Origin of the sequence: Flavobacterium magnesitis, assembly GCF_041729735.1 — a bacterium.
In the GTDB taxonomy this organism is placed as follows: Bacteria; Bacteroidota; Bacteroidia; order Flavobacteriales; family Flavobacteriaceae; genus Flavobacterium; species Flavobacterium magnesitis.
Genome location: NZ_JBCFQK010000001.1, coordinates 13,804 through 39,453 on the forward strand (window position 1 = coordinate 13,804; position 25,650 = coordinate 39,453).

Sequence of the window (25,650 nt, forward strand, 5' to 3'; positions counted from 1 at the left end):
TTTATTTTAATTTTTTAACATAAAAGTTCATTGGTCGATCACCTTGATTGAAATGATCAGTCAAAATGTAATTATTAGAAAAGTAAAAATGGTTTACATAATCATTATTCAATTTATCTGTGGTTAATGTTATACCGTCACTGAACTTAATAACTTCCGATTCAAATGCCAGCAATAAGTGTTTTCCAATTTTTTGCCCTTTTTTTTCTGGATCCACACAAATCGATAACAAACTTGCATAATTTAGAAAATTATCATTTGACGTTTCGGTAGTCAAAAATGATTTTATTAATCTAATAATTTTTTCAGGTTTTTTAATAAGACTTGTACTCGCAGTATATGAAAGCGAAATAAAATTATTTTTTAAAATATTCTTATAAAATCCTTTTTTCACTCTTGCTCCGATTGCAAAACCAACCAATTCATTTTTTTCATTATAAGCACCGATAGCAACTCCATCTTTGCTTTTTATTATTGAACCATAAAATTCACCTAAAAACTTAGTCCCTAATGATGTCAAAAAAAAATTATCAAAAGCCATTTGATGCAAGGCTGCAATATTTTTAGTCTCTTCTACTTTTAAAACTCTAACCGCTATCATTAATTTAATAATTTTAATTTATTCAGATTATGAGTTTTACTAAAAATTTCTTTTTCATAGTAAAACTCAGCCAATCCCACTTCTTTATCTGTTTTGAACCTATATAACATCTGTATTGGAAATTTTTTAAGTTTTTTTGAGACAATATTCTTGTACAAACCAGTTCCTGCAATTATAAACTTCCTACTTAAATCCGAAATTATTTCTACCTCACAATTAGTAAATAACGAGTGACATAGCGTCTATATTAATTTTTCAAAATTAATAGTTAACTTTTTATAGTCATAATATTCTGCGGCGTTTCTTGCGTTGTTACATATTTTTTCGTACTCATTGGCATCCATTTCAGCAAAAGATAATATAGTAGTGGCATATTCACTAGCGGATTTAAAGTCTTTAGCGATTCCAATATTATATTTAGTTATTGGGCAATAACCCATCTTAACGTTAGAGCAAATTGGTTTTCCACTAGCCATATACTGAAAAGACTTACTTTGACTTCCACCATATTTCAATATGGTGCTAGGCATGTAATTTAATATATTAAGTGAACTTTTCGACAATACATAGGGTACATACTTTAATTGAATCCATTTTTGTTTAAAAATAACATTGTCTAATTTATTAATCTCACAATATTGTTTTAAATGAGCCCGATCATCTCCATCACCATATATCAAAAACTTAATATTATCATGATCTTTTAATAATTCAGCGGCATCAATTAGTAGTTTTATGTTATTTGCTAAACGTATAGATCCTAAATAAACAACTTTAAACAATGAATCATTTTCTAAATCCGAATCATCTATTTTATATAAATTCTTATTTTTATCAAAATCCTTCAGATCAACTCCGTTATTGATATAATGAACATTATTAAGATCAATTTTTCCACCAGATTCTACATCCCAACCTTTTTCTATAATATAGTCTTTTCCTCCCTCCATTGAAAAAACTATCTCGTCGGCACGTTCATATAACCATTTTTCTGCGCAATAGGCTATTTTTGTAATAGGATTTTTTTTTGAAATTAACCCATACGACACAAATGATTCCGGCCATAAATCTACTACATCAACAATACTTTTTGCCTTAAATCTTTTCGCAACATAATACAAAATATTACCAAAAGGAACCGTAGCTATTTGGGCTATTACATCTGGTTTAGCAAATTTTTTGGACAAGAAGAAAAAACGAAAATTGAATAAAATTAAATTATAAAAACGCATTATACCATTCCCAGAATAATTATTCGTTTTGATATGAATAAACTTTATTCCATCATACTCAGCTTCTAAAAACTTCTTATTATCAGTAATTAGATTTATGGATGTATTATGAAGATAACTTCCTCCAATAATGGTTACGTCATGGCCTGCTTCAATTAAATATTGTGCGCGTTTTAATGTTTGAATACGAACTTCATACTTAGGTGGCATTGCAACTGGATTTACCAGCCAAATTTTCTTTTTCATTCAGTTTAAAAACTATTAATCAAATTAACAATTTTGCACAACTCTGCTTCTGTAAGGACAGGACTTATTGGTAGTGAAACTACTTCATTATGTATTTGTTCTGTCAATTCAAAATACATACTATTCATTTCCTTATAACACTTTTGTTTATGTGGCGGAATTGGATAATGGATAATTGTTTGAACACCATTGGTTTCCATATATTTTTGAAAATTTACTCGATCTTTACTGCGAATAACAAATAAATGCCAAACATGCCCCTCTTCACTAAGCACTTCAGGTAATATAATTTCAGGATTTTTGATGTTATCCAAATAATAATTTGCAACGCGTCTTCTTTCGGAAATATCTTTTTCAATGTAGTTTAATTTCACATTTAAGAAAGCAGCCTGAATTTCATCTAATCTGGAATTTAATCCTTGATAAATATTCTCATATTTTTTAAGTGAACCGTAGTTACGTAATGCTTCAATAGTCTTTGCTAATGTTTCATCGTTAGTAGTTACTGCCCCCGCATCACCCAACGCGCCTAAGTTTTTTCCCGGATAAAAACTATGACCGGCAGCATCCCCAATACTACCCATTACTTTTCCGTTCCATACTGCACCATGCGATTGGGCACTGTCTTCTATTAATTTTAACTGATGCTTTTCACAAATAGCCAACATTTTATCATCAATAGAATTTTGACCATATAGATGAACTGTTAATATTGCTTTTGTTCTGGAAGTAATCACACTTTCAATTTTTGAGGAATCTAAGTTATAGGTATTTCTATTAGGCTCAACAAATACAGGAATTAAACCATTGTCTGAAATTGCTAATACAGAAGCGATATACGTATTTGCCGGAACAATTACCTCATCACCTACTTTCATTATTCCCAACTCAATATATGCTTTGAAAATTAACCGCAAGGCATCTAAACCATTGGCAACGCCTAATGAATATTTTGTACCGCAGAAAGTACTATAGTTTTGCTCAAAAGTCTCTAATTCCTTACCCATCAGATACCAGCCTGAGTCAATAACCCTGATAGCTGCATTCTTTAACTCTTGCTCATATTGAGCATTAATTTTTTTTAAATCTAAAAAACTAATCATTTTTTTTTACTGGTTTAAAACTATCTATATAATATTGATCTCCTGTATTCTTATCTTTTAAATCCAAACCTAACAAAATAGAATCTTCTGTAATATACCCTTTATGGACTGCAGGATTACCGTACCATACTGTATACGGCTGTGTACTTTTTGTCAATACACTTCCGGCCCCTATTAATGATTTAGTACCTATTTCAATTCCGCACAATATTGTAGAATTAGCACCGATTGATACAAAATCATTTATTATTGTCTTTTCATTTTTATAGCCTTTATTTTTAGAAACAGGAATTCTGTCATTTGTAAAGGTAACATTTGGACCTATCATTACTTTATTACCTATAGCTATTCCATCCCAAATTTGCACACCTGGTTTTATAGTAACATCATCTCCTATCAAAACATCATTTTCAATTAAAACGGAACAATTAATATTGCATCTTTTGCCAATTACCGCTCCCTTTAAAATTATTGAAAACTGCCAAACAAAAGTATCTTCTCCAATATTTTGGGATTGCACATCAGATAATGAGTGTATCATTTTTTTATTTTTAAAAATTCATCATAATCTCTGATGTAGTCAGATTCATCATATTTAAGTGATGCCAAAACCAAACAAACGGAACCTGAAGAAAAATTATCAAGTTCACGCCAAAGACCAGGCACAACGTGAAGCGCAAAATTGGGTCTGTTTAAAGTAACAATTTTTCTGTTTTGACCGTCACTCAAAATTACATCAAAACTACCACTGGCGGCAATTATATATTGCTCCAACTCATAGTGCGCATGACCTCCTCTTGCCTCCCCTCCAGGAATATCATATAAGTAATATACCCTTTTAACTTCAAACGGAATGTTTTTCATATTTTCTGCAACCGTAATATTCCCCGCTTCATTATGAACTTTAGAAACATCTATTACAGAGCAATCAAATACGGTGTTATTTTTTAGCTTCATTTCTTACTATTTTGAATTCTTCAAAATCTCTTACATAATCTGCAACATCATATGGTATTGATGAAACAATTAAGGCGCATGAATTTGTAGAGAAATTCTCTATGCTTCTCCAAAGCAAATTTGGTACATACAACCCATAATAGGATCTGTTTAAACTATACTTCATCTCATTTTCACCATCATTCAAAACAACATCAAAACTGCCAGAGAGCGCAATAATAAATTCATGCGAATTTTTAAAAGCATGACTTCCCCTGATTTCTCCACCAGGTACATCATAGATCCAATAGGTTCTTTTTATATCGAAAGGAATTTGATTACTATTTTCAAAAAAACTTAAATTCCCTCGGGGATCTAAAATTTTAGGAAGGTTAATAATTTTTGGATTAAACATGTTTGCTATTTTACAAATTAATAATTTAAACTATTCCCTACACTAATTAATAAAAGCATAGCATATATGAATTTAATATTTGGAAACGACTTTTTTCTACTAAAAAAACTTTGAAAAATTTAAAACTTCCGCTCCTCACAATCATATTTAATTTGGTAATCATATCTTTTATTTGTGTCTTATTCTTCTTCTTTTCTCTATTAGAAGCTTAAATTTATTAAATATTAATTTTAAATTTTAATAAATTCCTTACTAAAATAACAACGGGAAATCGTAATACAGATTTTGGATGCTGGTTATAGAATTTTCCTAAATTTGTAATAATTTTTCCTTCCACCTCTCTTTTTTCTAGTACATCTTCAAAACCATTCTCAAGCAAAAAAGACTTCCCGTTTTGGGTCCAGCGACCTTTTGCCACTGCTCCTCCTTGAAGAGAAATAATACTTTTATCTTTGTAACAAGAAGAATGAAGCATTTCAGATTTTATTGAAATACCATTGTTCCTGATAAATGAAATAATATTTCTTTCCCAATCCCATCCAGAATAACCTTCAACGCATAATTTCTCTAATGTGTCTTTTTTCCATAGAGCAACAGATGTGTTAATAGAATATCTAACATCAATAGGATTCGCGCAATAATCACTTTCACCGATTCTATTATTATCCCTCAGAAGAAAATCATTTGCATGAATTTTTAAAAAATCAATATTAGTATCATAACAGTGACTGATATGATTCTTTATTGCTTCTGTATTTACATGTTCAGTCAAAAAATAGTCCTCTTGAAAATAAATAATAAAATCGCTTTCAATCTCATTCAATGCATATTTCAAATTAGAAGCAAAACCTTTATCCTCTCCAACATTTATAAATTTGATTTTTTCATCATTAATTTTTTTGTCATTGCTTATAAAATAAATTGGAAATGGACAATCTGCCCAAAATTTATTTAGTGAATACATCATTGGAGTCCAACAATCAATAAAAGCATCACAAGAACTAATTACTATAGCCGTTTTCATTTAAACATCTTTTAATTTAATTTTTTAACACTGTACTTTTCAATCCCTACCTTTTTTCATGCCAGGAATCCATTAACGCTAATCTTACAATGACCGGTAAACGTCTATTAATTTCTTTTCTTCATATTGCCAGTTGTACTTTTCCAAAACAATATTTCTACCGTTTTCACCCATCTGTTTGGCAATATCTGGATTATCAGTCAAATATTTGATCGCTTCTGCAATTTCATTTATATTTCGTGGATTCACACAGATTCCACAATTGTTTTTTTCAACAACTTCCTTCCACAAAATAAAATCAGTACATATTACAGGTAAACCTGCTTTCATATATTCAAATAATTTATTATTAGACAAGTTCCCAACATTACCTTTACAAAGTGGAATATAATCCAACAAGGCCATTGCAATAGTTGATTTTGAATACACTTTATCGTTAACTTCACGATGTTCAATTTGTCTCAAATAATTAACTTTTTTCCATCCTGCGTTGATTTTTAACATATTTAGATAAGCCATATCAGCTGGATTTCCAGCCAAATTAAATTGAACGCCATCTAATTGAATCAAAGCGGTCAAGATATTTTCAATATACCACATCCTTGAAATTAATCCAGCATAACAAATGGATTTGCCAATAATATCTTCTCTAAGAACAGTATTTTCTTCTTTCAAAATAGGGAAATTAAATACCAACTGATTGTTTTTGCAAGCTTTACTTAGCCTTTCTTGTGTCCAGTGGTAACATAAAATCAATCCGTCAAATTTTTTACAATTATAATATTCGTAAACACTGTAAATTTTAGAAACTATATATCTTATTATATAAGGCAGTGATTTTTTCTCAAAAAATAATGTTGGATGATCTTCAAAACTATCAAATATTACTTTTTTCCCCCTACGTTTTAATTTTGCACCATAAGGTAATGATGCTGGATCATTAAAGTGATAAATATCTGCATTTATACTCAGTGCCTTCTTATAAAGTAACTTTGGTAATGTAAATAATCTATTAATTAAACCTTCCTTATCATATGGAACACCAATGATGTGAACTCCATTTTTAATTTCTTCTTTAGCATTTGGAGAAACTAAATAAACCTTATAGCCTGCATTAGCTAATGATGTACACTCTTTCTCAAAAACGCGTACATCTGAGGCTGCTTTTGATGTAAAATAACAAACTTTGATCATTGATATTAGAATTAATTTTAATTAAATTATGACTAAATAGCTGTCATAAAATTTATTTATTGTAAATAGGTAGATTGAAAGTATAAATACAGAAATAGATACATACAAAAAAGAAATTGATAACCCCACTTCACATTGCTTTTATATTCTGAAAAAATATATTCAGAAATATAAATAAACGGAAATATCACAATATAGTATCTTAGTCTACTTGTAATTGTTGGTGAAGAAAAAAATATCATTTGAAGTAAAATCACAAAAACACCTAAATTGTATATTAAATTATTTTCTTTATTTACTTTGTTTTTTTTTAAAAGATTTACATAAATTAAGTTCATAAAAAAAAATGATATGATTCTTTCCCAAAAACCTATACCCAAAAAATTGTTTTCCCTTTCTACATTCATGTAAAATACAACTCTTCCTGCCTCTACTTCATCTTCTATGTTCAAATAAGACATAAAATAACTTATTATATCAATTTTTAATATGTATAAAGCTAACGAAACGCAGAAAATACCATAAATAATTTCTTTTTTAATAAATTTATCTGACCATAAAAAAATCAAACAAAAAAGAATGGATTTATGAAATGTAAATCCCAAAAGAATAATAAAACAGTAAACAATTTTTTTATTGATATAAATTAAAGCCAATAAGAAAAAACAAAACGCTAATGCTTGTCTCAGCATTCCTATTTCAAATGTTATATACGTAAGAGCAATATATACTGGGAATGCATTAACTACATTTATTTTATATTGTTTGCAAAAAAAATAAAAAACCGAAAGTTCAATTATTGAAACAAAAAAAAGAAATGAAGCAAAATCATTTAAAAAAAATTTAAATATAGAATTAAGTAGCCTATAACCAATTTCAACATCAGCGTCATAAAGTTCAAGTCCATATCCATTTTGAATTACAAACGAAATAGATTGCACTGTTTCAAAAATAGATCTATAATTAGGGATGTCCTCAAAAAAAGATTGACAATATATCCTAAGAATATTTAGTAATATAAATGAAAAAAACAATGTAACATATGACAAATCTTTACTATTATGCTTTACATTATTCGCAAAAAACTGAATTACGATGAAATATAAAAGTACTATTATTGAAAAGAGCATATTAAAAAAAAATTAATTTTCCAAGATATCCAACCATTTCTCCCCTACAATTGACAAATCAAATACCTTTATTTTTTCTTCTGCTGCCCTTGAGCATCTTTCTAACTCTTCTTCAGATGACATCAATTTTGATAACGTATCGACATATTCATTAATATTAAAAGCTCTAATTAAACAACCATTTACTTTATCGTCAATTATATCTGTAGCAGAGATAAATGAGTTAAAAGCTACTGGAACAACGCCATACTGCATTGCCTCTATTAAAGTCATGGGTAATCCTTCAAACGAAGAGGTCATACAAAAAATTGAAGCTGATTCATAAAATTGTTTAGGATCACGGAATCCATAAAAAAAAACATTTTGTAAATTAAGTTTAGAACTTAAAACTTTCATAGATTCGAGCTCATCTCCATCCCCCACTATCTTCAAAGACCAATCAGTAAATCTATCATCTAATAAACCCCATATTTGAAGCAATAAATCCACTCGTTTTTGAGAAGTATTAACCCTGCCGACGTAAAGAATTTCCTTCTTTTTTTTAATTTTGATTATTTCATTGAATGAAACAGGATTGGGTATACCAATAACATTATCAATAGATTGTCCGTCCATAAAAAACATAAGTTCTTCTTTATATTTTTCCGACAATAAAAAAACATAATCACTCTCTTTACAAAGAGTTTGATAGTGCCTTGCATATTTCTGTTTATAGCATTTTAACAATAAATTCTTTAATACTTTAGAATCTGTATAAGGCAATATCCAACTTAACCCAATTTTACTGAACTTACTTTTATAAGTAAAACTAAAATTCTTAATAGTAGCTAAAAGGGAATTATGCACCACAGAAATAAGTTTAACCTCTTTTAACTTACAATTATATGCGAGCTTTGATATCTCTTCGCTTGTGCCTCCCTGATTAACAACACAATCAATTGTTTTTTTTAACAAAAAAGAAGTAAAAAAACTAATATTTATTTCAGAAATACAGGAAGAAGAATCTGGTAAAAAAAACTGTCTGTTATCATTTATTGAATGAGACTCAATAAACCCCAAAAAGAAAACATTATGTCCTTTAGATTCAAAGTAATTAGCCAATGTAAAAGTAACTCTTTCAACCCCACCCACTTGTGGATTAATAGTAGAAGAATAAAGAAATAATATATTCATAATAGGAAGACAAAATTTTTGATCAAATGATAATCAATCATTTTTAAATTATTTAATAGAAAAATGTCATCAATACTTATTAAACAATTATTAATATCTCCGTATCTAAAGTCATGATAATATTTAATAAATCTGAAATACATAAATGAAAAGTTGACTGCATAAATTCTTATCAACAACTAATACTAAAATTTTAAACATAAACAAAACTTTATCAGTAACAAACTAACAATGAAGTCCCTAAATAAATATAAATAAAAGATAAAAATTCATAGAATATTCACTATCGAGAGACCCCTTAAAATTTCATTTTACACACTATTCAAATGCATTGCTAAGCTATTTTTTAATTTCAAGAATAAAAAATTGAATTCTTTCATATTAAACAACTTACTAAGAGAGAGATACGATACGAATCCAATAAAAACGCCTAAAAAGAGTTGTAGATATGCATTAGAAATCAATAATAGTGAGAAATATATAATAGATCCCATAGCTACAGACAATAAAAAAATAGAAAATACTGATTTAAATTGTTCATAATAACCTATGTTTATAACTTTTTTAGAATAGTAAATGATAATAACCATGTCTAAAATATTGTAAACAAATATTCCTAAGCACATTATCGTAAGTCCAAATTGTATAGTTACCAACAGGATAATGATTCCAGCAATTTTTTTAATTATTTCTGATTTTAGAAAATAATCAGATCTCCCCTTAACATTTAAAATTTGGTTATTAAGTACCATTATTGGATTCCACATATAAGCAATACATAAAACAGACAATAAATTGGACATAGGTAACCATTTATCTGTTAATAAAACCAAGATTAAAGGTTTTGCTACAACAGCAATACCTATCATTATAGGAAATATAAAATAACAAGATATTCTTAAATATTGAATAAATGAAGAATTTAATAATTCATTTTCATCTTTAATTTCACATTGTATTGGATAAATCGCTCTAGATATAATAGCCATTAAACTTACAGATGGAAATCTTGCAACTAAACTTGACTGATTAAAATAACCAACATTCATTGCTGTATATTTACGCCCTATCACCAAACTATAAAGGTTAATATAAACAGTATGTAACAATCCTGACAATAACAACTTTGAACCAAATGAAAATAAGGTTTTTAAAGAATGCCATGAAAAAATCCATTTTGGAACCCATTTCGCAAACCACCATAAGAAAACTGTATTTAACAGGTTGTTTACTAATGATTGTAATAAAAGTGCCCAAATCCCATAATCGTAATAGGCTAAACACACACCCAATAAACCACTAATAATAACTGCTATCAATGATGCTTTTGCTTGTGTTTTAAAATCAAGCAAAACCGTCAACTTAGCAATTTGAACTACTGATAAACCTTGAATAAGTAAGCTCAGACCCATCCATTTACATACCAACTCCAACAATGGTTCTTTATAGAACAATGCTATATAAGGAGCAGATAAGAATAATACACCATATACGAGTAATGAAATTGCAATATTGAAATAGAATACCGTAGAAAAATCTGTTTCTGTTCTGTTATTTTTTTGAACTAATGCACTTGAAAAACCACTATCAACGAAAGACTGTGCTATAGCAATGAAAATAGTCAACATTGCAATTAATCCATATTCTGAAGGAGCAACCAAACGAGCTAGAATAATACTTATCACAAACTGAATAACTTGAACTGAAAAGCGTTCAACAGCACTCCAACCAACAGTTTTAAAAGTTTTACTCGTTAATGAATCTTTCATCAATTATTATTATTATTTTAATTAGTCTTAAATAAAATCTACTTTAAATTTATATATAAATAATCCGTAAGAAAAAAAAGACTAAATAAACTCTCTGATAAGCAATTATCAACATCTTTTACACAATATATGGAACAACAATAATTAATCATTATACATTATCTTTACTTTTTTAAAGAATTTATAAATTTTACAATACATACACACGCTTTTCCATTACCATAAGGATTATGCAAAGCACTCATTTTTTTATATTTTATAGGATCATTTAGTAAATCACTACACTCCTTTACAATTTTGTCCTTATCAGTACCGACCAAAATAACTGTTCCTGCTTCTACAGCCTCGGGACGTTCAGTAGTATCTCTCATAACTAGAACTGGTTTCCCTAAACTTGGCGCTTCTTCTTGCACACCTCCTGAATCTGTAATAATTAAATAAGATTTATTCATCATCCATACGAAAGCTGGATAAGATAGTGGAGCAATTAATTTGATCTTAGGATTTTTTCCAAGAATTTCATTTACTGGACCACTAACATTAGGATTTAAATGTACTGGATATACAATCTGTACGTCTGGATTGTTATAAGTAATTTTATTTAGCGCTTCACAAATATTAATAAATCCTTGTCCATGATTTTCTCGACGATGACCAGTTACTAAAATTAATTTCTTAGTTATATCAATAATTGATTTTAATTTTTCGATTTCCTGGTTCTCAATAGAATTCACTTTCACAGCACTTTCTAATAAAGCATCAATTACAGTATTTCCTGTAACCAAAATAGTATTTTCATCAACATTTTCGGCTAATAGATTTTGTTTAGACTGTTCAGTAGGTGCAAAATGATAATCTGCTATACGCCCTGTAACCTGACGATTAATTTCCTCTGGAAAGGGAGAATATTTATTATTTGTTCGTAAACCAGCTTCAACATGGCATATTTGTGCACCTGAATAAAAAGATGCGATACTTGCAGCCATAGTTGTCGTTGTATCTCCGTGAACATAAACATAGTCAGGATTAAACTCTTCTAAAACAGATTTCAATCCTAAAATAATATCAGAAGTTAAAGAAAACAAATTCTGATTAGGTTTCATTAAATCCAAATCATATTCTGGAACTATTTCGAAAAAGTCCAAGACTTGATCCAACATTTCCCTATGTTGAGCAGTTACACAAACTCTTGTTTCAAATTTATCTATATGCTTTTTGAACTCATTAACTAAAGGAGCCATTTTGATTGCCTCTGGTCTAGTTCCGAAAATTATTAAATTTTTAATCATCTATGTAATGTTTATACTTGAAACAAGTAAGTAAAAAACTTACTTTACTTTTAATTTAACAAAAAAACTTAATTCACTAGTGGAAAAAAAATGTACTCTCTAGTTTAGTATATGATAGATTGTAATTTCATCAACTATTCATTGTTATTCAACTAATCAGTTATTAATTCTCTAAATATTTTTTTGACAATCAGAAATAACATTGTTAAAAAACCTACTAAAACACCTCCTAATATAATTCCTTTTGCTTTACCAATTTTTTCTTCGTTCAAAGGCAAAATAGGTTTGTCAATAATTTGAATCAATGGTGTCTCTTTTCGCAAAGTAACCTTAGACAGTTCTGATTGCTTAACCAATTCCGTGAGAATAGCCGTATTAGCCTGAACATCGACCTGTCTTCTAGCCGAAGGAGCTCTTCGAACATTCAAAGCCGGATTTAAATTAAAGGTATTATCATTAGCCACCGCTACGCCTGTAATGGCACCATTTAATTCCCGACGGACAGAATCCGTTTGCCTTTCTAAAATCAACATATTCTCTTTGGCCTTCTTGCTTTTGGTCTCCACATAAAAATCAGAGACTTCATTGACTAAGGCTTCACAAAAATATTTAGCAAATAATTCATCTTGAGAGGAAACATCAATACTGATAATAGAGATTTTTTTATCTTTTTGAGCCACAGCCAAAGCAGATTTGGATAAATCCTTGTATATCTCACCTAAAATACTATCCTGAACCCGTGTAAACTGCTTACGATCGGCATTGGACACGAATTCTAATTTAGCGAGAGTCGGTTTTTCCTTCCAATTATTTCGCCACTCTTTATTTTGAATGTACATATCTGCCAGAGAAATCATTTTACCATCTACAATAACAGGACTTAATAAGGTTTTTTCAACCATCGATCGGGATTTAAACAATTCGATTAAATTAGACGCTGAAAAAGCTCCACCGCCACTGCCTCCTAAATCCAGTCCAAAAGAACTGGCTAATCCTAATGCACCACCCAATCCACCGGATTTTTCATCTTCTAATGCAAAAGACAGTGTTGCCGTATAAATAGGTTTTTTAATAAAGGAATAAGTAAGCCCCAAAGCTGCTCCAATAATTCCTGCTAACACAATCACTTTCCATTTCGAAAGCAGGTATTGATACCATTCTTTTCCCTTTTCTATTAATTCTTTAAGGGAAATTTCGTCGTTTGGATATTGTTCATTCATATTTTCCATCCTCTATTTTCTATTCTCTATTCTCTGTTTTACGTTCATAAGCATCCCACATGATAACTGACAAACTACAGCTGACAACATTATTTAAAAGCCGTTATAATCAATAATGCCAAACTGGAAATTACGCTACCAAATCCAACCCATTTCGCCGGCACTTAATTTTTTACGTTCCGGTTTTTCTGGCACTATAATTTGAGAGTCGGGTAACACTTTAGGATAGGATCTGAAAAACAGGAAAGAACCGGTAACATCCGCTTTTCCATTAGGATAAATGATGTAGGCTTTCTTTTTCCATCCTTTGGCATCCACACCACCTACTGAACTTAAATAGTATTGGAAAGATTTGCCTTTTCGATACGGAATTTCAGAGTTCAGCAACACATTTCCGGAAACTCTTACACCTTCATTAAATTCAGCCACTTCAATCTGATCTCCGGGAAATAAGGTTACATTAGAATAATGCGTTGGGTCTTTTTCAATTTTGTTCCAATCTACCGGTATCGTGGCATACTTCAATTGATTCTTTAATTTTTCATTTGATTTCACGGAACTTGAATCTGAAAGAGATAAATTTAAATCAACTCTTTGTAATTGCTCTACCTGATCTGCTTTAAGGGGTCTTTTGATTTTGACACCATGAGTGTTAGCGATATCCTTCAATCCTCCGGCACGGGAAACTATATTATAAATCGTTTCTTTTTTATTTTCTAAAACATAACTACCCGGATAAACTACTGCTCCGCTGATGCTGACCATTTGTGGTTTTTCATAAACAGCTACTCTCCTGATGCTAATCACATCAAAAGGCATTAAAGCATAGTTTTTAAGCTGTTCATTATTTTCTGGTGTCAACTCTAAATTAATCAGTTCGATACGGTTCGGATTGCTATCATCGATAGTATCTGACTTCACCATTCTTGCTATTTCGACACGTTTAGAGGCTGAACCTGTTAAGCCACCTGCCTGCACCAGCAAATCGTTTAGAGTTAAATTATCTAAATACGTATACTCTCCAGGATTTTTTACTTCACCGGCTATCGTAATATTGTATTCTTCTCTGAAATCCAAAACAGAATATACAGTCACAATATCTTCTCTTTGTAATAAAATATCAGCATTCGCATCTCCTGAAAGTGCCGCTGCTAAATTGGCATTAATAATTTCGGTACTCAAATCACTTTTTAAACGCACAATACGTGCTCTTTGTGTGTAAGCATCTTCTTTTAAACCTTCTGCTAAATCAATTAAATCAGAAATTCGCATTCCTTCGGTAAAAGAATAAAAATTAGGTCTAAATACAGCCCCTTCAATTTTAATACGATTTTCAAAACGATTTAAAATTTTAGTTACCTGAAAAACATCTCCTGATTGTGGCAGATAACTATTAAAATCTTTTTCAAGAATATCACGAACCTTAAACTCCTTCGCCGTTTTTTGCGTAACATTTACTGAAGCCGTGTAAGCAAACTCATTAAATCCTGAAGCAAAGTTTAATAGCTGAGCAAATGTTTCCCCTTTTTTCATTTCGAAAATACCGGGTCTTTTTACTTCTCCATTTATAGTAACACGTTGACTATACGCCGGAATTCGAATAACATCATTCTCTTTCAGACTCACATTATCCGATTGATCTCCTTTAACCAAAAAGTTATAAATATCAACATTCCTGTATACTTTATTGTTTCTGATTAATTCGATATTTCTATAACTCCCATTTTTACCCGGACCTCCTGCTAAATGTAAAGCATTATATACTGTTGCTAAAGAAGAAACAGAGTAATTTCCAGGTTGTTTCCCTCCTACAACTGTAATTTTAATGGTACGAATACGACTTAAACTAACACTAACCTTAGATTGTCCAGAACTAACTGTACTATATACTCTTGCAATGGCAGCTTTTATTTTTTGAGTAGCAGCTTCAATTGAAATTCCCGAAACAGCAATTTGTCCCACATATTGAATGGTAATTTTACCCTCAACACTTACAGGAATGCTTTCATTGTATTCCTGTACTCCATAAACACTAACTTGCAACTCGTCTCCGGGACCTAAGATGTAATTCATTGGAGTAGCTAATTTTAAATCAGGTTCAAAATTCAAAGTTGGATTGTCAAACAATTCCGAGCCAAAAATTTGAGAATTCTCAGTATCTTTGACTTTTGCATTTGTGATTTTTTCTTGTTCTCTATCTCCCCCTATATTTGTCTGCTTAATATTTGAAGTAGTTTCCTTTAATGTTGGTCTGTCAATACGAGCACGCAATTTTGCAAATTCTGCTGCAGGCATTCCCTTCGCCAATGCTATAGGCTCTGCCTGATCCAATGTCATGTTCTTACTTTGCAATTGTGTCTTTATCTTCATCAAATCACTCTCTGACAAATTATCCACTTTTATTGAACTTAGATCATTCACATTTAACAAATCCTGAGCAATTATTTCAGAAGATTGCAACAAAGCAAATAATATAAAAAGAACTGTAACTATTTTTTTCATAAAACTATATTATAAACCAATGGTTTTTTAATTTAATAAGTTTGGATTTGCTATTTCTAATTCATTGTACAAATCTTTGACATCCTGAGAACATTCTTTTTGTAAAACAAGATTAGCGTTGTCTGTAGCTATTAAAATGGTATTTTTCATTCCAATAAAAGCAGTATAATTTTGAGTTCCAATAGTCATATTTCCATTAGTATCTACTTCATGTCCTTTAGCAACTAAAAAATCATAAACTGATTCGAAAGAACCTAAATCAGACCATACAAACTGAGAAGGGACTACTTTTATCTTCTTGCTTCGTTCCATCACTGCATAATCTATACTTATAGAAGGAATATCAAGAGATAAATCTAAATCTAATGTTCCATCAGTACTATTTTCCCAAGCTTTCTTAGATTTTTTATATACTTTAGGTTGAAATTCTTTTAACTCCTCTAATAACACACTAGCTTTAAAACAGAACATACCACTATTCCATAAAAAATTCTTTTTAGCAATAAAGTTTTTAGCAGTTTCTAAATTTGGTTTTTCTCTAAAAGAAAGTACATTCTCTCCCTTGTATTCTATATATCCAAATCCCGTTTCTGGTTTCGTTGGAACAATTCCGAAAGTGACTATAAAACCATCATTAGCTTTTTCTACTGCCTGATTGATGGCTTCATTGTATTTATCCATATCATCAATAATATGATCCGATGGCGTAATAATCAAAATATCATCTGGATCTGCTGAAAAAGCAGCAAAAGCAATAGCAGCGGCAGTGTTTCTTGGAGTAGTTTCAACTATATTGACATAAGGAGTCTGGAACTTATCCATCACTTTTTTACTGAGATGACAATTATCTACATTTCCTACTACGATCACTTTATCAGTAATGTCTTTGTTACGGGCAACTGTTAATTCGAATAATGATTTCCCTTCGAATAATTCTAAATATTGTTTGGGTTGGCTTTTTCTTGATAAAGGCCACAACCTACTACCTACTCCTCCAGTAAGGATTACATGGACAATTTTGTTTTCTTTAATCATAATTTATTATTTTTTATAATCTACCATCAATTTCATTGCCTAAAACTCCTTTTACATCATATATTATACTATTTGCTTTTTGAAGTTCTGCCAAATTTATTTCTAAAAAAGCAGCATGAGCTACTCCTAAGACTATGGCATCAAATTTTTGTTCTGGCATTTGTATTGTTGTAGTTAATTGGTATTCTTTTTCTACCTCCACCGGATTAGCCAATGGATCAAATACTGTCACAGTAATTTCATATTCTTCTAATGCTTTAATAACATCTACTATTTTAGTATTGCGTACATCAGGACAATTTTCTTTAAAAGTGATCCCAAGCATCAACAGCTCAGCTCCACTAACAGAAATTCCTTTTTTAATCATCAGTTTCACCACCTGAGCAGCCACATATTCTCCCATGCTATCATTCAAACGGCGTCCTGCTAATATTATTTCAGGATGATAGCCTAACTCTTGTGCTTTCTGTGCCAGATAATAAGGATCAACGCCTATACAATGACCTCCAACTAACCCTGGTCTGAATGGCAAAAAATTCCACTTAGTTCCGGCTGCTTCTAAAACATCCTGGGTATCAATATCCATCAAATTGAATATTTTAGCCAATTCGTTTACAAAAGCAATATTAATGTCGCGTTGTGAATTTTCGATTACTTTAGCAGCTTCTGCCACTTTTATCGAAGGAGCCAAATGCGTTCCTGCTGTAATTACAGATTGATATAAGGCATTTACTTTTTGACCTATTTCAGGAGTAGAACCTGCAGTAACCTTTAAAATTTTATCTACAGTATGTTCCTTATCACCTGGATTTATTCGCTCAGGAGAATAACCTGCAAAAAAATCGATATTGAATTTCAATCCCGAGATTTTTTCTAAAACAGGCACACATTCCTCCTCGGTAACTCCAGGATAAACAGTTGATTCGTAAATTACAATATCCCCTTTTTTCAAAACCTTACCTACAGTTTCACTAGCTTTATATAAAGGAGTTAAATCAGGAAGATTATTTTTATCAACAGGAGTTGGAACGGTTACAATATAATAGTTACAATTAGCTATATCCTCTATATGATTACTACAAAAAAGTCCTGTTTGCGTTTGAATTTTTTCTTTAGAAACCAATACTGATTTCAAAGTCTGCTCGTCTATTTCAAAGGTATTATCAACTCCTGAATGCAATTCTTCTATTCGATTTTGATTGATATCAAATCCAATAACAGTATATTTTGTAGCAAATAATCTCGCTAACGGCAAGCCTACATAACCAAGACCTATAACTGCTATTTTAGAATTAGAATTCATTAATTATTATTATTTTATATCTTCTTATCGAATAGCTACCAACGCTTCGCGATTCCAACCCACATAAAACGGGCAGAAAAATATTATTTTTTTTGTGTGCAAATATAACGACTATAAGTCGAATTTCCATTACTTATTTAAGAGTTAGATTATTGTTATGAAATACAAAACAACAAAAACACTCTAAACAACTCCTAATCAAGACAGAATATCTTTATAGCATGTAAGCGTCATTCAAAAATATCACTAAATTTAGTGATAAAAAAAGCCAATAAAGGAAGTTTAATCCTACTCATTTAAACTGTATTAACACAAGAAACCTCCTGTAAAAAAACATAATAAAACAATTATTGCTTACTAAAATCAATTATAAATCAAAAGATAACAATCATTTAAATTGCATCTTTAAAACACATCCCATAGATTCTAAAACAAGTACATAATTATTTTTATTCACTTCTTGGACAATTGCCTCCTGAGATTTAAAAGGACCCGATTCTAAAACCACTTTATCTCCAACTTGTAAAGACGAAACTGAAATTTCAAATTTATCGGGAGTGGTTAACCATTTTTTTATAGTATTAATTTCTTCATCACGTACAACCGCTGGCTTGCCTAACCAAAAAAGATAGCGTACCACACCGGTAGATTCAAAAACTAAATTTCGGTCTACTTCAGCTAAACGAACAAAAATATAGGAATTAAACAATGGCACTTCTACCTTTTTTTTTCTATCCGACCATTGACGAACTTGTATAATCAAAGGACAGTAGCATTCAACTCCTCTTTTAGTTAACTGTTCTGCTACTTTTTTTTCCCATTTCGGCTTTGTATAAACTACATACCAATTCATTTCTAACTTTTTTAATAAAATTTTATCTTCACTTATTTACCTCTAACTAAGATTTTTACAAAATATGAATTCATAAAGAAAAAACACAGTCTTATTACTTCCTTTAAAAAGAATAAAACTGTGTTAATTCAATATTATTATACATTACAATAATTTATGAGCCTATTGCCTTATAAATAAATCCTATTTTTTCTAAATCGGAACTATTCAATACATTTCTTCCATCAAATACAAAGGCAGGTTTTTGCATTGAATCGTAAATTTTCTGCCAATCGTAAGTAATAAACTCATCCCATTCTGTTAATACAGCAATAGCATGAGCTCCTGCACAAGCTTCATAAGGATTTTCAAAAGATAAAATACTACTAGCATTAACATCAGATGATCTAGTTTCTAAATAATCTAAATCAGCCAAAACCTTTTTCCTTGACACTTTCGGATCATAAACAACAATTGAAGCATTTTCACTAATTAAATCATCAGCAACATAAATGGCTGCTGATTCTCTGGTATCATTAGTATCTTTTTTGAAAGCCCATCCTAAAAATGTAATTTTTTTACCCGAAACAGTATTGTACAATGTTTTTACAATATTATCCGAAAAACGTCTTTTTTGATGATCATTCATTATAATGACCTGCTCCCAATAATCAGCTACCGCAGTTAAACCGTAAGATTTAGCTATATAAACTAAATTCAAGATGTCTTTTTGAAAACAAGAACCTCCAAAACCTACAGAAGCTTTTAAAAATTTTGATCCAATTCGGCTATCCATTCCAATAGCTCTAGCAACCTCGTTCACATCAGCTCCTGTTTTTTCACAAAGCTCTGACATCGCATTTATAGAAGAGATTCTTTGTGCTAAAAAGGCGTTTGCAGTCAATTTTGACAATTCTGATGACCAAACATTAGTCGTTAGAATTTTATCTAAAGAAACCCAATTCGCATATACATCAACTAACGATTGAATCGCTTTTTGTCCTTCCTCAGTTGTATCTCCTCCAATTAAAATTCGATCTGGATTTAATAAATCCTGAACTGCTGTTCCTTCAGCTAAAAATTCAGGATTAGACAAAATCTGAAATTTAACTCCATTACCTGTGTTATCTAAGATACTTTTTATAGCCTCTGCAGTTCGAACTGGCAAAGTAGATTTTTCTACTACTATTTTATCCGTCTTAGCAACTTTTGCAATTTGTCTGGCACATAATTCAATAAATTTCAAATCGGCTGCCATTCCTTTCCCTTTTCCATAGGTTTTGGTTGGCGTATTTACCGAAATAAAAATCATTTGGGCATCATCTATTGCTTTTTCTACATCTGTAGAAAAAAACAAATTTCTACCTCTGGCTTCTTTTACAATATCTGAAAGTCCTGGTTCATAAATTGGAATATTATTGACATCTTCATCATTCCAAGCTGCGATTCTATCCTGATTTAAATCCACTACAGTTACTTGTATCTGTGGACATTTTTGGGCTATAATCGCCATTGTAGGACCTCCTACATAACCTGCACCAATGCAACAAATTTTTGTAATTCCCATTTATACTTTTATATTTTTTATTTCCTTGTCCTAATTTTACATTTTATCGAAAAGGAATAAGATTTTTTATTTTAAATTATTCCAATACCACTCAACAGCTATTTTAAGACCTTCTTGCAATGAATATTGCGGATTATATCCTAATAATTCTTTTGCTTTATTAATACTAGCTAATGAATGTGGGATATCTCCCCCTCGATTTGGACCATGAATCACAGCTACATCTGCAATCTTCGAATTATAATTACTTAAATATTCTTTTAAATAGCCAACCAAATCGTTCAACGTATTTCTATCCCCAAAAGCAGTATTATAAACTGTATTTACTGCTTCAATTTTATCTGCCGAAATTGCCAATTCATTCATCTGTATTACATTATCGATGTAGGTAAAATCACGTGAATGATTTCCATCACCATTAATAGTAATACTTTCGTGATTCATTAATTGCATCACAAACTTCGGAATTACCGCAGCATAAGCTCCGTTTGGATCTTGCTTTCTACCAAAAACATTAAAATAACGCAATCCAATTGTTTCTATCCCATAAGTTTTACTGAATATTTCAGCATATAACTCATTCACATATTTGGTAATCGCATAAGGCGAAAGCGGTTTACCAATAATGGCTTCTACCTTTGGCAACCCTACAGAATCTCCATAAGTAGAAGAACTCGCAGCATAAACAAAACGTTTTACTTTAGCTTCAGTAGCTGCCTGCAACATATTCAAAAAACCCGAAACATTCACATCATTTGTTGTAATAGGATCATTTATCGAACGAGGAACTGAACCTAGTGCTGCTTGATGCAAAACATAATCAACTCCTGTTACCGCTTTTTTACAATCTTCAAAATTTCGAATATCACCTTCAATTAGAGAAAAATTAGGATTAGAAATACAAGCTTTTAAATTATGATGATGGCCTGTAGCAAAATTATCCAAACAGATTACTGTATTTCCTTTTGATAAAAAATATTCGCATAGATTTGAACCAATAAAGCCAGCGCCCCCAGTAATTAAAATAGTATATTTTGTTATTTCTCTCATATTTATATTTAAAATCTGCTAAGCTTTTCTAATCTTTTTTATTATTTTTTCTAAAAACCCTTTCGGTTTTTCTTCTTCATGATATCCACTTGAATATTCTCCATAGCCATAACCGTATCCATAACCTGCTCCATATTTAGCTTTGTTTTCAAAACCATTCAAAATTATACTCACATTAGCCATTTCTCCCCTTCTGACTCTATTATTCAACAAAGGAATCATTTCTTTTTTAGTCACATTCTGTCTTACAATATACAAAGTAACATCGGCATACTGAACCAACTCTAAAGAATCGGAAACTAAACCAACAGGAGGCGTATCTAAAATAATATAATCGTATTCTTTTTTCAATTCAGCTATTAAATCTGCCATAACCTCTCCAATAATCAACTCAGATGGATTAGGCGGAATTGGTCCTGAAAGAATAACGTCTAAATAAGGAATTTGAGTTTTATTTACTATTTCATGGAGGCTTTTTTGTTTGATTAGATAATTTACAACACCAATTTCATTAGACAAATTAAATTCATCAGCTAATTTTGGTTTTCTCAAATCCAACCCAACAATTACCGTTTTCTTTTCGCTCAAAGCAAAAACAGTTGCAATATTTATCGAACAAAAAGTCTTTCCTTCTCCACTAATAGACGAAGTAATCATTAAAGTTTTTCCTCCATCTACAAGTTGTTTTTTATATAGAAACTGCAAAGAAGAACGAATAGCCCTAAAAGATTCTGACATTGCCGATTTAGGTTTATCAAAAACAGCTAGCTCTCCTTTTTCTTTATACAAACCTACAACTCCGATTAAAGGAATTTGTGTTTGTTTACTAACATCTTCGGCATTTTGAATCGAATTATTAATAAAAAAGATCACAAATATAAACAGTAACGGGATAGCCGTACCTAGAAAAAGAGCCGAAACATAATTGACTGAAGTTTTAGGACCTATCAAACCACCGCCAACGTCCTTAGCGGGATCTATAAAGTGGATGTCTGATAAATTTGCTGCCTTTACAATATCAGCTTCGCTCCTTTTTTGTAAAAATGTACTATAAATATTATCGCTTAAATCATATTTCCTTTTGATTTTTACCAATTCTTGTTGGTCATCAGGCAGTTTTTTAATATTTCCTTCCGCCTGATTAATTTTACTATTCACCAATCCTAAATCAAACTGCAATGCCGATTTTGCGCTGGCAATATTTTCAATCAAAACACTTTTAATCGCTTCCATTTGATTGTCAAAATCTCTAAATAACTTATCGCTTTTTACCGCATACGCCATTTCTGAACGCTGTGTTGAAAGCGCAATAAGCTTAGAAACATTAGCAACAATATTTGGATCTTCAATTCCTGCAACAGATGGTGCTGGAAGTTTCGAATAATCGACACTATTTTTTAAATAGGATTTAAGCGAATTGTAATAGGCTATTTTTCGAACTATAGCGTCTTTTTCAACATCATAATCCAGAATTTTATCCGAAAACCGAACTCCCCCATCTTCTAAATTTAAAATGTCTTTATCTTTCTTGAAAGATTTCAGTTCTTCTCCTGCCGTTTTTAATTGCGATTCCATAGCAACAAGCGTACTATCAATAAAAGAAATGGTATTGGTTGCAAATCGATTCTTATTATCCAATTGCCTTTTAATAAGCATTTTAACGGTAGCATTAAGATACTCGACCATTCGGGCTTTATTAGTGCCTTGCATTCTTAACGTTAAAATAGAAGCTCCTTTATTATCAGAAATCACATTGACTCCTCTATAACGAGATACTGCACCATTAAAATCATTAAATCGGACAAAATATTCTTTGCCTTTATAAAAACCAGGATTATCTTTTATTTGTAATTTCCAATTCAAAAAAGGCAACGAAACTGGTTCTCCAACTTTATATTTCTTAATAAAGTCGCCTATTGCTACATTAGTACTACTATAAGAATTATCAGAATAGGTAATTAACGAAGCTGAATTGTTTTGAAAAGGAATTTTTATTTGATATTCTGATTCGCTTAAAAAAGTAATACTAATTAGATTTCCCGCTAACTGTCCTTTATTTTTATCAATAGTTACATAAAATGGAACAGCGCCATAAGCATCGACCATATTGTATTCTTCTTGCTGCAAATAGTCAATATAAAACTGTAATTTATCAACAACTAATTCATTATGCGATCGGGATTGCAATGTGGTCGAAATAGTTTGCATTTGATCAGAAACACCACCCCAATTAAAAGTCAAATTTGTACTTGAAGTAAACAATGGGTTATTCTCTTCTTTAATCGAAATTAAAGTCGCCATTTCGTAAACTTTCTCTTTACGAATGTTGACCTGATACGCAATGGTAAAAGCAATTATCAAACTCACTAAAAACCATTTCCAATAACTTACTATTTTCAATAGCAAGCCTTTGAAGTCAAAACTAACTTGATTTTCAAAAAGGGAAAAGTCTTTTATATCTAACATTTATTCGAAAGGTATTTTTATCTTCTTAATAATAAAAAGGCAGTTGTTGCTAAAGATAGTAAGGTTAATACCGTACCTAAAGATTCAATTCCTGTTTTTCCTGTACCCCAGGTTTTTTGTTTAAGAGGTTTTACATAAATATAATCATTAGGCTGTAAATAAAAATAAGGCGAATTCACCACATTTATATCTGTCAAATCAATATCGTGCATCTCATTCCCAGTAGGCGTTTTCCTGATGATGGTCACTTCTTTTCTATTTCCTGTAAGTGTAATATCTCCTGAATTTGCAATAGCTTCCATGATATTTACTTGTTCTTGAAACAAAACTTTAGTTCCAGTACTTCCCACTTCGCCATTTATGGTATAACGAAATCCGGCCAACTTTACTATAACAAAAATATTAGCCTCTTTCTTGAAATATTCAGCTAATAATTGTTTTTCGATTCGTTGTCTAACTTCATCTAAAGTATAACCGATTACATTTAACTCTCCTAAAATAGGCATTCTAATATTTCCATGATCGTCAACTGTAAAACCATTAAAATACAAAGTGGACTCAGACTGACCTGATTCTCCTTCATTTGTAGTACTAAAAATTTCTACTAATTTTGGATCATTTGCTTTTATGTTAATGCTTAAAACATCATTTGTTTGTAGTCGATACGGTTTAGAAGCAACAGCCGAAATAGTAGTTTCAACATCTGTTTCGTTTTTATTTTGCAAATAAACCAAATCTCGCGTTGATATACAGGAGGAAAACAACACACTTATACTTAACAATAAACCAAATAGGTACTTAGCCATTTTACTATTTTAAACAACAAATATAGCTTTTCATTTATTATATTAAAAGCCTCATTATATTAAACCAATTAATTATTTTTTATTGCCTTTTCAAAAGGCAAACGCTGTAAAATACTTCTTCCCAAAGTAACTTCATCAGCATATTCTAATTCGTCACCCACAGCAATCCCTCGTGCGATTGTAGAAATTACAATATCCGAATCGGAAATTTGCTTATAAATGTAAAAATTAGTGGTATCGCCTTCCATTGTAGAGCTTAGTGCAAAAATAACTTCCGTTAAATTTCCTGACTTTACTTTTTCTACCAAAGTCGAAATCTTTAACTGACTGGGTCCAACTCCATCAATTGGCGAAATTTTCCCCCCTAAAACATGATAAATTCCCTTAAACTGCCCGGTATTTTCAATTGCCATAACATCCCGAATGTCTTCAACAACACAAACCACTTGATGATTTCTATTTTTATTACTGCATATTTCACAAATTGACGTATCTGAAATATTGTGACAGCTTTCGCAAAATTTAATTTCCTCACGCATAGCAACCAAAGCTTGAGTTAAAAAACTGGTTTGTTCTTTTGGTTGTTTTAACAAATGTAAAACCAGTCGCAACGCCGTTCTCTTTCCTATTCCTGGCAATTGCGAAATTTCATTTACCGCTTTTTCTAATAATTTTGAAGAAAATTCCATAGTTGCAAATGTAACAATTTGTTTATTGAAATTATTATAAATCACCGAAATGAAAAAGCCATTTTCGT

21 protein-coding genes and 1 pseudogene are annotated in these 25,650 nt (G+C 30.8%); all 22 read right to left on the minus strand.

Annotated features, from left to right (window positions below; all coding sequences use genetic code 11):
• Position 1: 1 nt before the first annotated feature.
• The 22 genes and pseudogenes from AAGV33_RS00075 to recR all read right to left on the minus strand — a co-directional run bounded on the left by AAGV33_RS00075 (position 2) and on the right by recR (position 25,582).
• A complete protein-coding gene (locus AAGV33_RS00075) occupies positions 2 to 601 on the minus strand; it encodes an N-acetyltransferase (RefSeq protein ID WP_373389876.1) in 600 nt (199 codons plus the stop codon).
• A gap of 242 nt (positions 602 to 843) precedes the next feature.
• Positions 844 to 2,079: a glycosyltransferase family 4 protein gene (locus AAGV33_RS00080; protein ID WP_373389877.1), complete on the minus strand. Its 1,236-nt coding sequence runs from the start codon at positions 2,077 to 2,079 to the stop codon at positions 844 to 846.
• Positions 2,080 to 2,084: 5 nt separating this feature from the next.
• Positions 2,085 to 3,182, minus strand: coding sequence for a DegT/DnrJ/EryC1/StrS family aminotransferase (locus tag AAGV33_RS00085; protein WP_373389878.1), 1,098 nt, complete (start codon positions 3,180 to 3,182; stop codon positions 2,085 to 2,087).
• Complete coding sequence (locus AAGV33_RS00090; RefSeq protein ID WP_373389879.1) at positions 3,175 to 3,723, minus strand: acyltransferase; 549 nt, start codon at positions 3,721 to 3,723, stop codon at positions 3,175 to 3,177. The genes AAGV33_RS00085 and AAGV33_RS00090 overlap by 8 nt, the downstream gene beginning before the upstream one ends.
• Positions 3,720 to 4,139 (minus strand): sugar 3,4-ketoisomerase, encoded by a 420-nt coding sequence (locus AAGV33_RS00095; protein ID WP_373389880.1) that lies wholly within the window; start codon positions 4,137 to 4,139, stop codon positions 3,720 to 3,722. The genes AAGV33_RS00090 and AAGV33_RS00095 overlap by 4 nt, the downstream gene beginning before the upstream one ends.
• Positions 4,123 to 4,533, minus strand: a complete 411-nt coding sequence (locus AAGV33_RS00100; RefSeq protein WP_373389881.1) for a sugar 3,4-ketoisomerase — start codon at positions 4,531 to 4,533, stop codon at positions 4,123 to 4,125. Before AAGV33_RS00100 ends, AAGV33_RS00095 begins: the two co-directional genes overlap by 17 nt.
• Positions 4,534 to 4,750: 217 nt before the next feature.
• Entirely contained in the window at positions 4,751 to 5,557 is an 807-nt protein-coding gene (locus tag AAGV33_RS00105; protein ID WP_373389882.1) for a hypothetical protein, read from the minus strand.
• An 84-nt stretch (positions 5,558 to 5,641) separates the two neighbouring features.
• Positions 5,642 to 6,751, minus strand: coding sequence for a glycosyltransferase (locus AAGV33_RS00110; protein WP_373389883.1), 1,110 nt, complete (start codon positions 6,749 to 6,751; stop codon positions 5,642 to 5,644).
• Between the two features lie 56 nt (positions 6,752 to 6,807).
• Complete coding sequence (locus AAGV33_RS00115; RefSeq protein ID WP_373389884.1) at positions 6,808 to 7,881, minus strand: EpsG family protein; 1,074 nt, start codon at positions 7,879 to 7,881, stop codon at positions 6,808 to 6,810.
• Positions 7,882 to 7,893: 12 nt separating this feature from the next.
• On the minus strand, positions 7,894 to 9,054 hold the full coding sequence (locus tag AAGV33_RS00120) for a glycosyltransferase (protein ID WP_373389885.1): 1,161 nt from the start codon (positions 9,052 to 9,054) through the stop codon (positions 7,894 to 7,896).
• Positions 9,055 to 9,365: 311 nt separating this feature from the next.
• The gene (locus AAGV33_RS00125; protein ID WP_373389886.1) at positions 9,366 to 10,823 is read right to left on the minus strand and encodes a lipopolysaccharide biosynthesis protein; all 1,458 of its coding nucleotides are present in this window, start codon (positions 10,821 to 10,823) and stop codon (positions 9,366 to 9,368) included.
• Between the two features lie 164 nt (positions 10,824 to 10,987).
• Positions 10,988 to 12,112, minus strand: a complete 1,125-nt coding sequence (wecB, locus tag AAGV33_RS00130; protein ID WP_373389887.1) for a non-hydrolyzing UDP-N-acetylglucosamine 2-epimerase — start codon at positions 12,110 to 12,112, stop codon at positions 10,988 to 10,990.
• Positions 12,113 to 12,264: 152 nt separating this feature from the next.
• Complete coding sequence (locus tag AAGV33_RS00135) at positions 12,265 to 13,332, minus strand: Wzz/FepE/Etk N-terminal domain-containing protein (protein ID WP_373389888.1); 1,068 nt, start codon at positions 13,330 to 13,332, stop codon at positions 12,265 to 12,267.
• An 89-nt stretch (positions 13,333 to 13,421) separates the two neighbouring features.
• Positions 13,422 to 15,834, minus strand: a pseudogene (locus AAGV33_RS00140) (SLBB domain-containing protein).
• Between the two features lie 27 nt (positions 15,835 to 15,861).
• Positions 15,862 to 16,869 (minus strand): mannose-1-phosphate guanylyltransferase, encoded by a 1,008-nt coding sequence (locus AAGV33_RS00145; protein WP_373389890.1) that lies wholly within the window; start codon positions 16,867 to 16,869, stop codon positions 15,862 to 15,864.
• Positions 16,870 to 16,882: 13 nt separating this feature from the next.
• Positions 16,883 to 18,172 (minus strand): nucleotide sugar dehydrogenase, encoded by a 1,290-nt coding sequence (locus tag AAGV33_RS00150; protein WP_373389891.1) that lies wholly within the window; start codon positions 18,170 to 18,172, stop codon positions 16,883 to 16,885.
• A 388-nt stretch (positions 18,173 to 18,560) separates the two neighbouring features.
• Positions 18,561 to 19,025: a UpxY family transcription antiterminator gene (locus AAGV33_RS00155; protein WP_373389892.1), complete on the minus strand. Its 465-nt coding sequence runs from the start codon at positions 19,023 to 19,025 to the stop codon at positions 18,561 to 18,563.
• A 154-nt stretch (positions 19,026 to 19,179) separates the two neighbouring features.
• Positions 19,180 to 20,571: a UDP-glucose 6-dehydrogenase gene (locus tag AAGV33_RS00160; protein ID WP_373389893.1), complete on the minus strand. Its 1,392-nt coding sequence runs from the start codon at positions 20,569 to 20,571 to the stop codon at positions 19,180 to 19,182.
• A 66-nt stretch (positions 20,572 to 20,637) separates the two neighbouring features.
• Complete coding sequence (locus AAGV33_RS00165) at positions 20,638 to 21,621, minus strand: SDR family oxidoreductase (protein ID WP_373389894.1); 984 nt, start codon at positions 21,619 to 21,621, stop codon at positions 20,638 to 20,640.
• Positions 21,622 to 21,639: 18 nt separating this feature from the next.
• Entirely contained in the window at positions 21,640 to 24,087 is a 2,448-nt protein-coding gene (locus AAGV33_RS00170; protein WP_373389895.1) for a polysaccharide biosynthesis tyrosine autokinase, read from the minus strand.
• Positions 24,088 to 24,104: 17 nt separating this feature from the next.
• A complete protein-coding gene (locus AAGV33_RS00175; RefSeq protein WP_373389896.1) occupies positions 24,105 to 24,893 on the minus strand; it encodes a polysaccharide biosynthesis/export family protein in 789 nt (262 codons plus the stop codon).
• A gap of 68 nt (positions 24,894 to 24,961) precedes the next feature.
• On the minus strand, positions 24,962 to 25,582 hold the full coding sequence (gene recR / locus AAGV33_RS00180) for a recombination mediator RecR (protein ID WP_373389897.1): 621 nt from the start codon (positions 25,580 to 25,582) through the stop codon (positions 24,962 to 24,964).
• Positions 25,583 to 25,650: the final 68 nt, after the last annotated feature.

Coding starts and splice junctions, on each gene's coding strand:
- AAGV33_RS00125 (WP_373389886.1), bottom strand. CDS start 10,823: ATGAAAGATTCATTAACGAGTAAAACTTTTAAAACTGTTGGTTGGAGT.
- AAGV33_RS00155 (WP_373389892.1), bottom strand. CDS start 19,025: ATGAATTGGTATGTAGTTTATACAAAGCCGAAATGGGAAAAAAAAGTA.
- AAGV33_RS00085 (WP_373389878.1), bottom strand. CDS start 3,182: ATGATTAGTTTTTTAGATTTAAAAAAAATTAATGCTCAATATGAGCAA.
- AAGV33_RS00100 (WP_373389881.1), bottom strand. CDS start 4,533: ATGTTTAATCCAAAAATTATTAACCTTCCTAAAATTTTAGATCCCCGA.
- AAGV33_RS00150 (WP_373389891.1), bottom strand. CDS start 18,172: ATGAATTCTAATTCTAAAATAGCAGTTATAGGTCTTGGTTATGTAGGC.
- AAGV33_RS00160 (WP_373389893.1), bottom strand. CDS start 20,571: ATGGGAATTACAAAAATTTGTTGCATTGGTGCAGGTTATGTAGGAGGT.
- AAGV33_RS00165 (WP_373389894.1), bottom strand. CDS start 21,621: ATGAGAGAAATAACAAAATATACTATTTTAATTACTGGGGGCGCTGGC.
- AAGV33_RS00120 (WP_373389885.1), bottom strand. CDS start 9,054: ATGAATATATTATTTCTTTATTCTTCTACTATTAATCCACAAGTGGGT.
- AAGV33_RS00095 (WP_373389880.1), bottom strand. CDS start 4,139: ATGAAGCTAAAAAATAACACCGTATTTGATTGCTCTGTAATAGATGTT.
- AAGV33_RS00090 (WP_373389879.1), bottom strand. CDS start 3,723: ATGATACACTCATTATCTGATGTGCAATCCCAAAATATTGGAGAAGAT.
- AAGV33_RS00110 (WP_373389883.1), bottom strand. CDS start 6,751: ATGATCAAAGTTTGTTATTTTACATCAAAAGCAGCCTCAGATGTACGC.
- AAGV33_RS00105 (WP_373389882.1), bottom strand. CDS start 5,557: ATGAAAACGGCTATAGTAATTAGTTCTTGTGATGCTTTTATTGATTGT.
- AAGV33_RS00115 (WP_373389884.1), bottom strand. CDS start 7,881: ATGCTCTTTTCAATAATAGTACTTTTATATTTCATCGTAATTCAGTTT.
- wecB (WP_373389887.1), bottom strand. CDS start 12,112: ATGATTAAAAATTTAATAATTTTCGGAACTAGACCAGAGGCAATCAAA.
- AAGV33_RS00175 (WP_373389896.1), bottom strand. CDS start 24,893: ATGGCTAAGTACCTATTTGGTTTATTGTTAAGTATAAGTGTGTTGTTT.
- AAGV33_RS00145 (WP_373389890.1), bottom strand. CDS start 16,869: ATGATTAAAGAAAACAAAATTGTCCATGTAATCCTTACTGGAGGAGTA.
- AAGV33_RS00135 (WP_373389888.1), bottom strand. CDS start 13,332: ATGAATGAACAATATCCAAACGACGAAATTTCCCTTAAAGAATTAATA.
- recR (WP_373389897.1), bottom strand. CDS start 25,582: ATGGAATTTTCTTCAAAATTATTAGAAAAAGCGGTAAATGAAATTTCG.
- AAGV33_RS00080 (WP_373389877.1), bottom strand. CDS start 2,079: ATGAAAAAGAAAATTTGGCTGGTAAATCCAGTTGCAATGCCACCTAAG.
- AAGV33_RS00170 (WP_373389895.1), bottom strand. CDS start 24,087: ATGTTAGATATAAAAGACTTTTCCCTTTTTGAAAATCAAGTTAGTTTT.
- AAGV33_RS00075 (WP_373389876.1), bottom strand. CDS start 601: ATGATAGCGGTTAGAGTTTTAAAAGTAGAAGAGACTAAAAATATTGCA.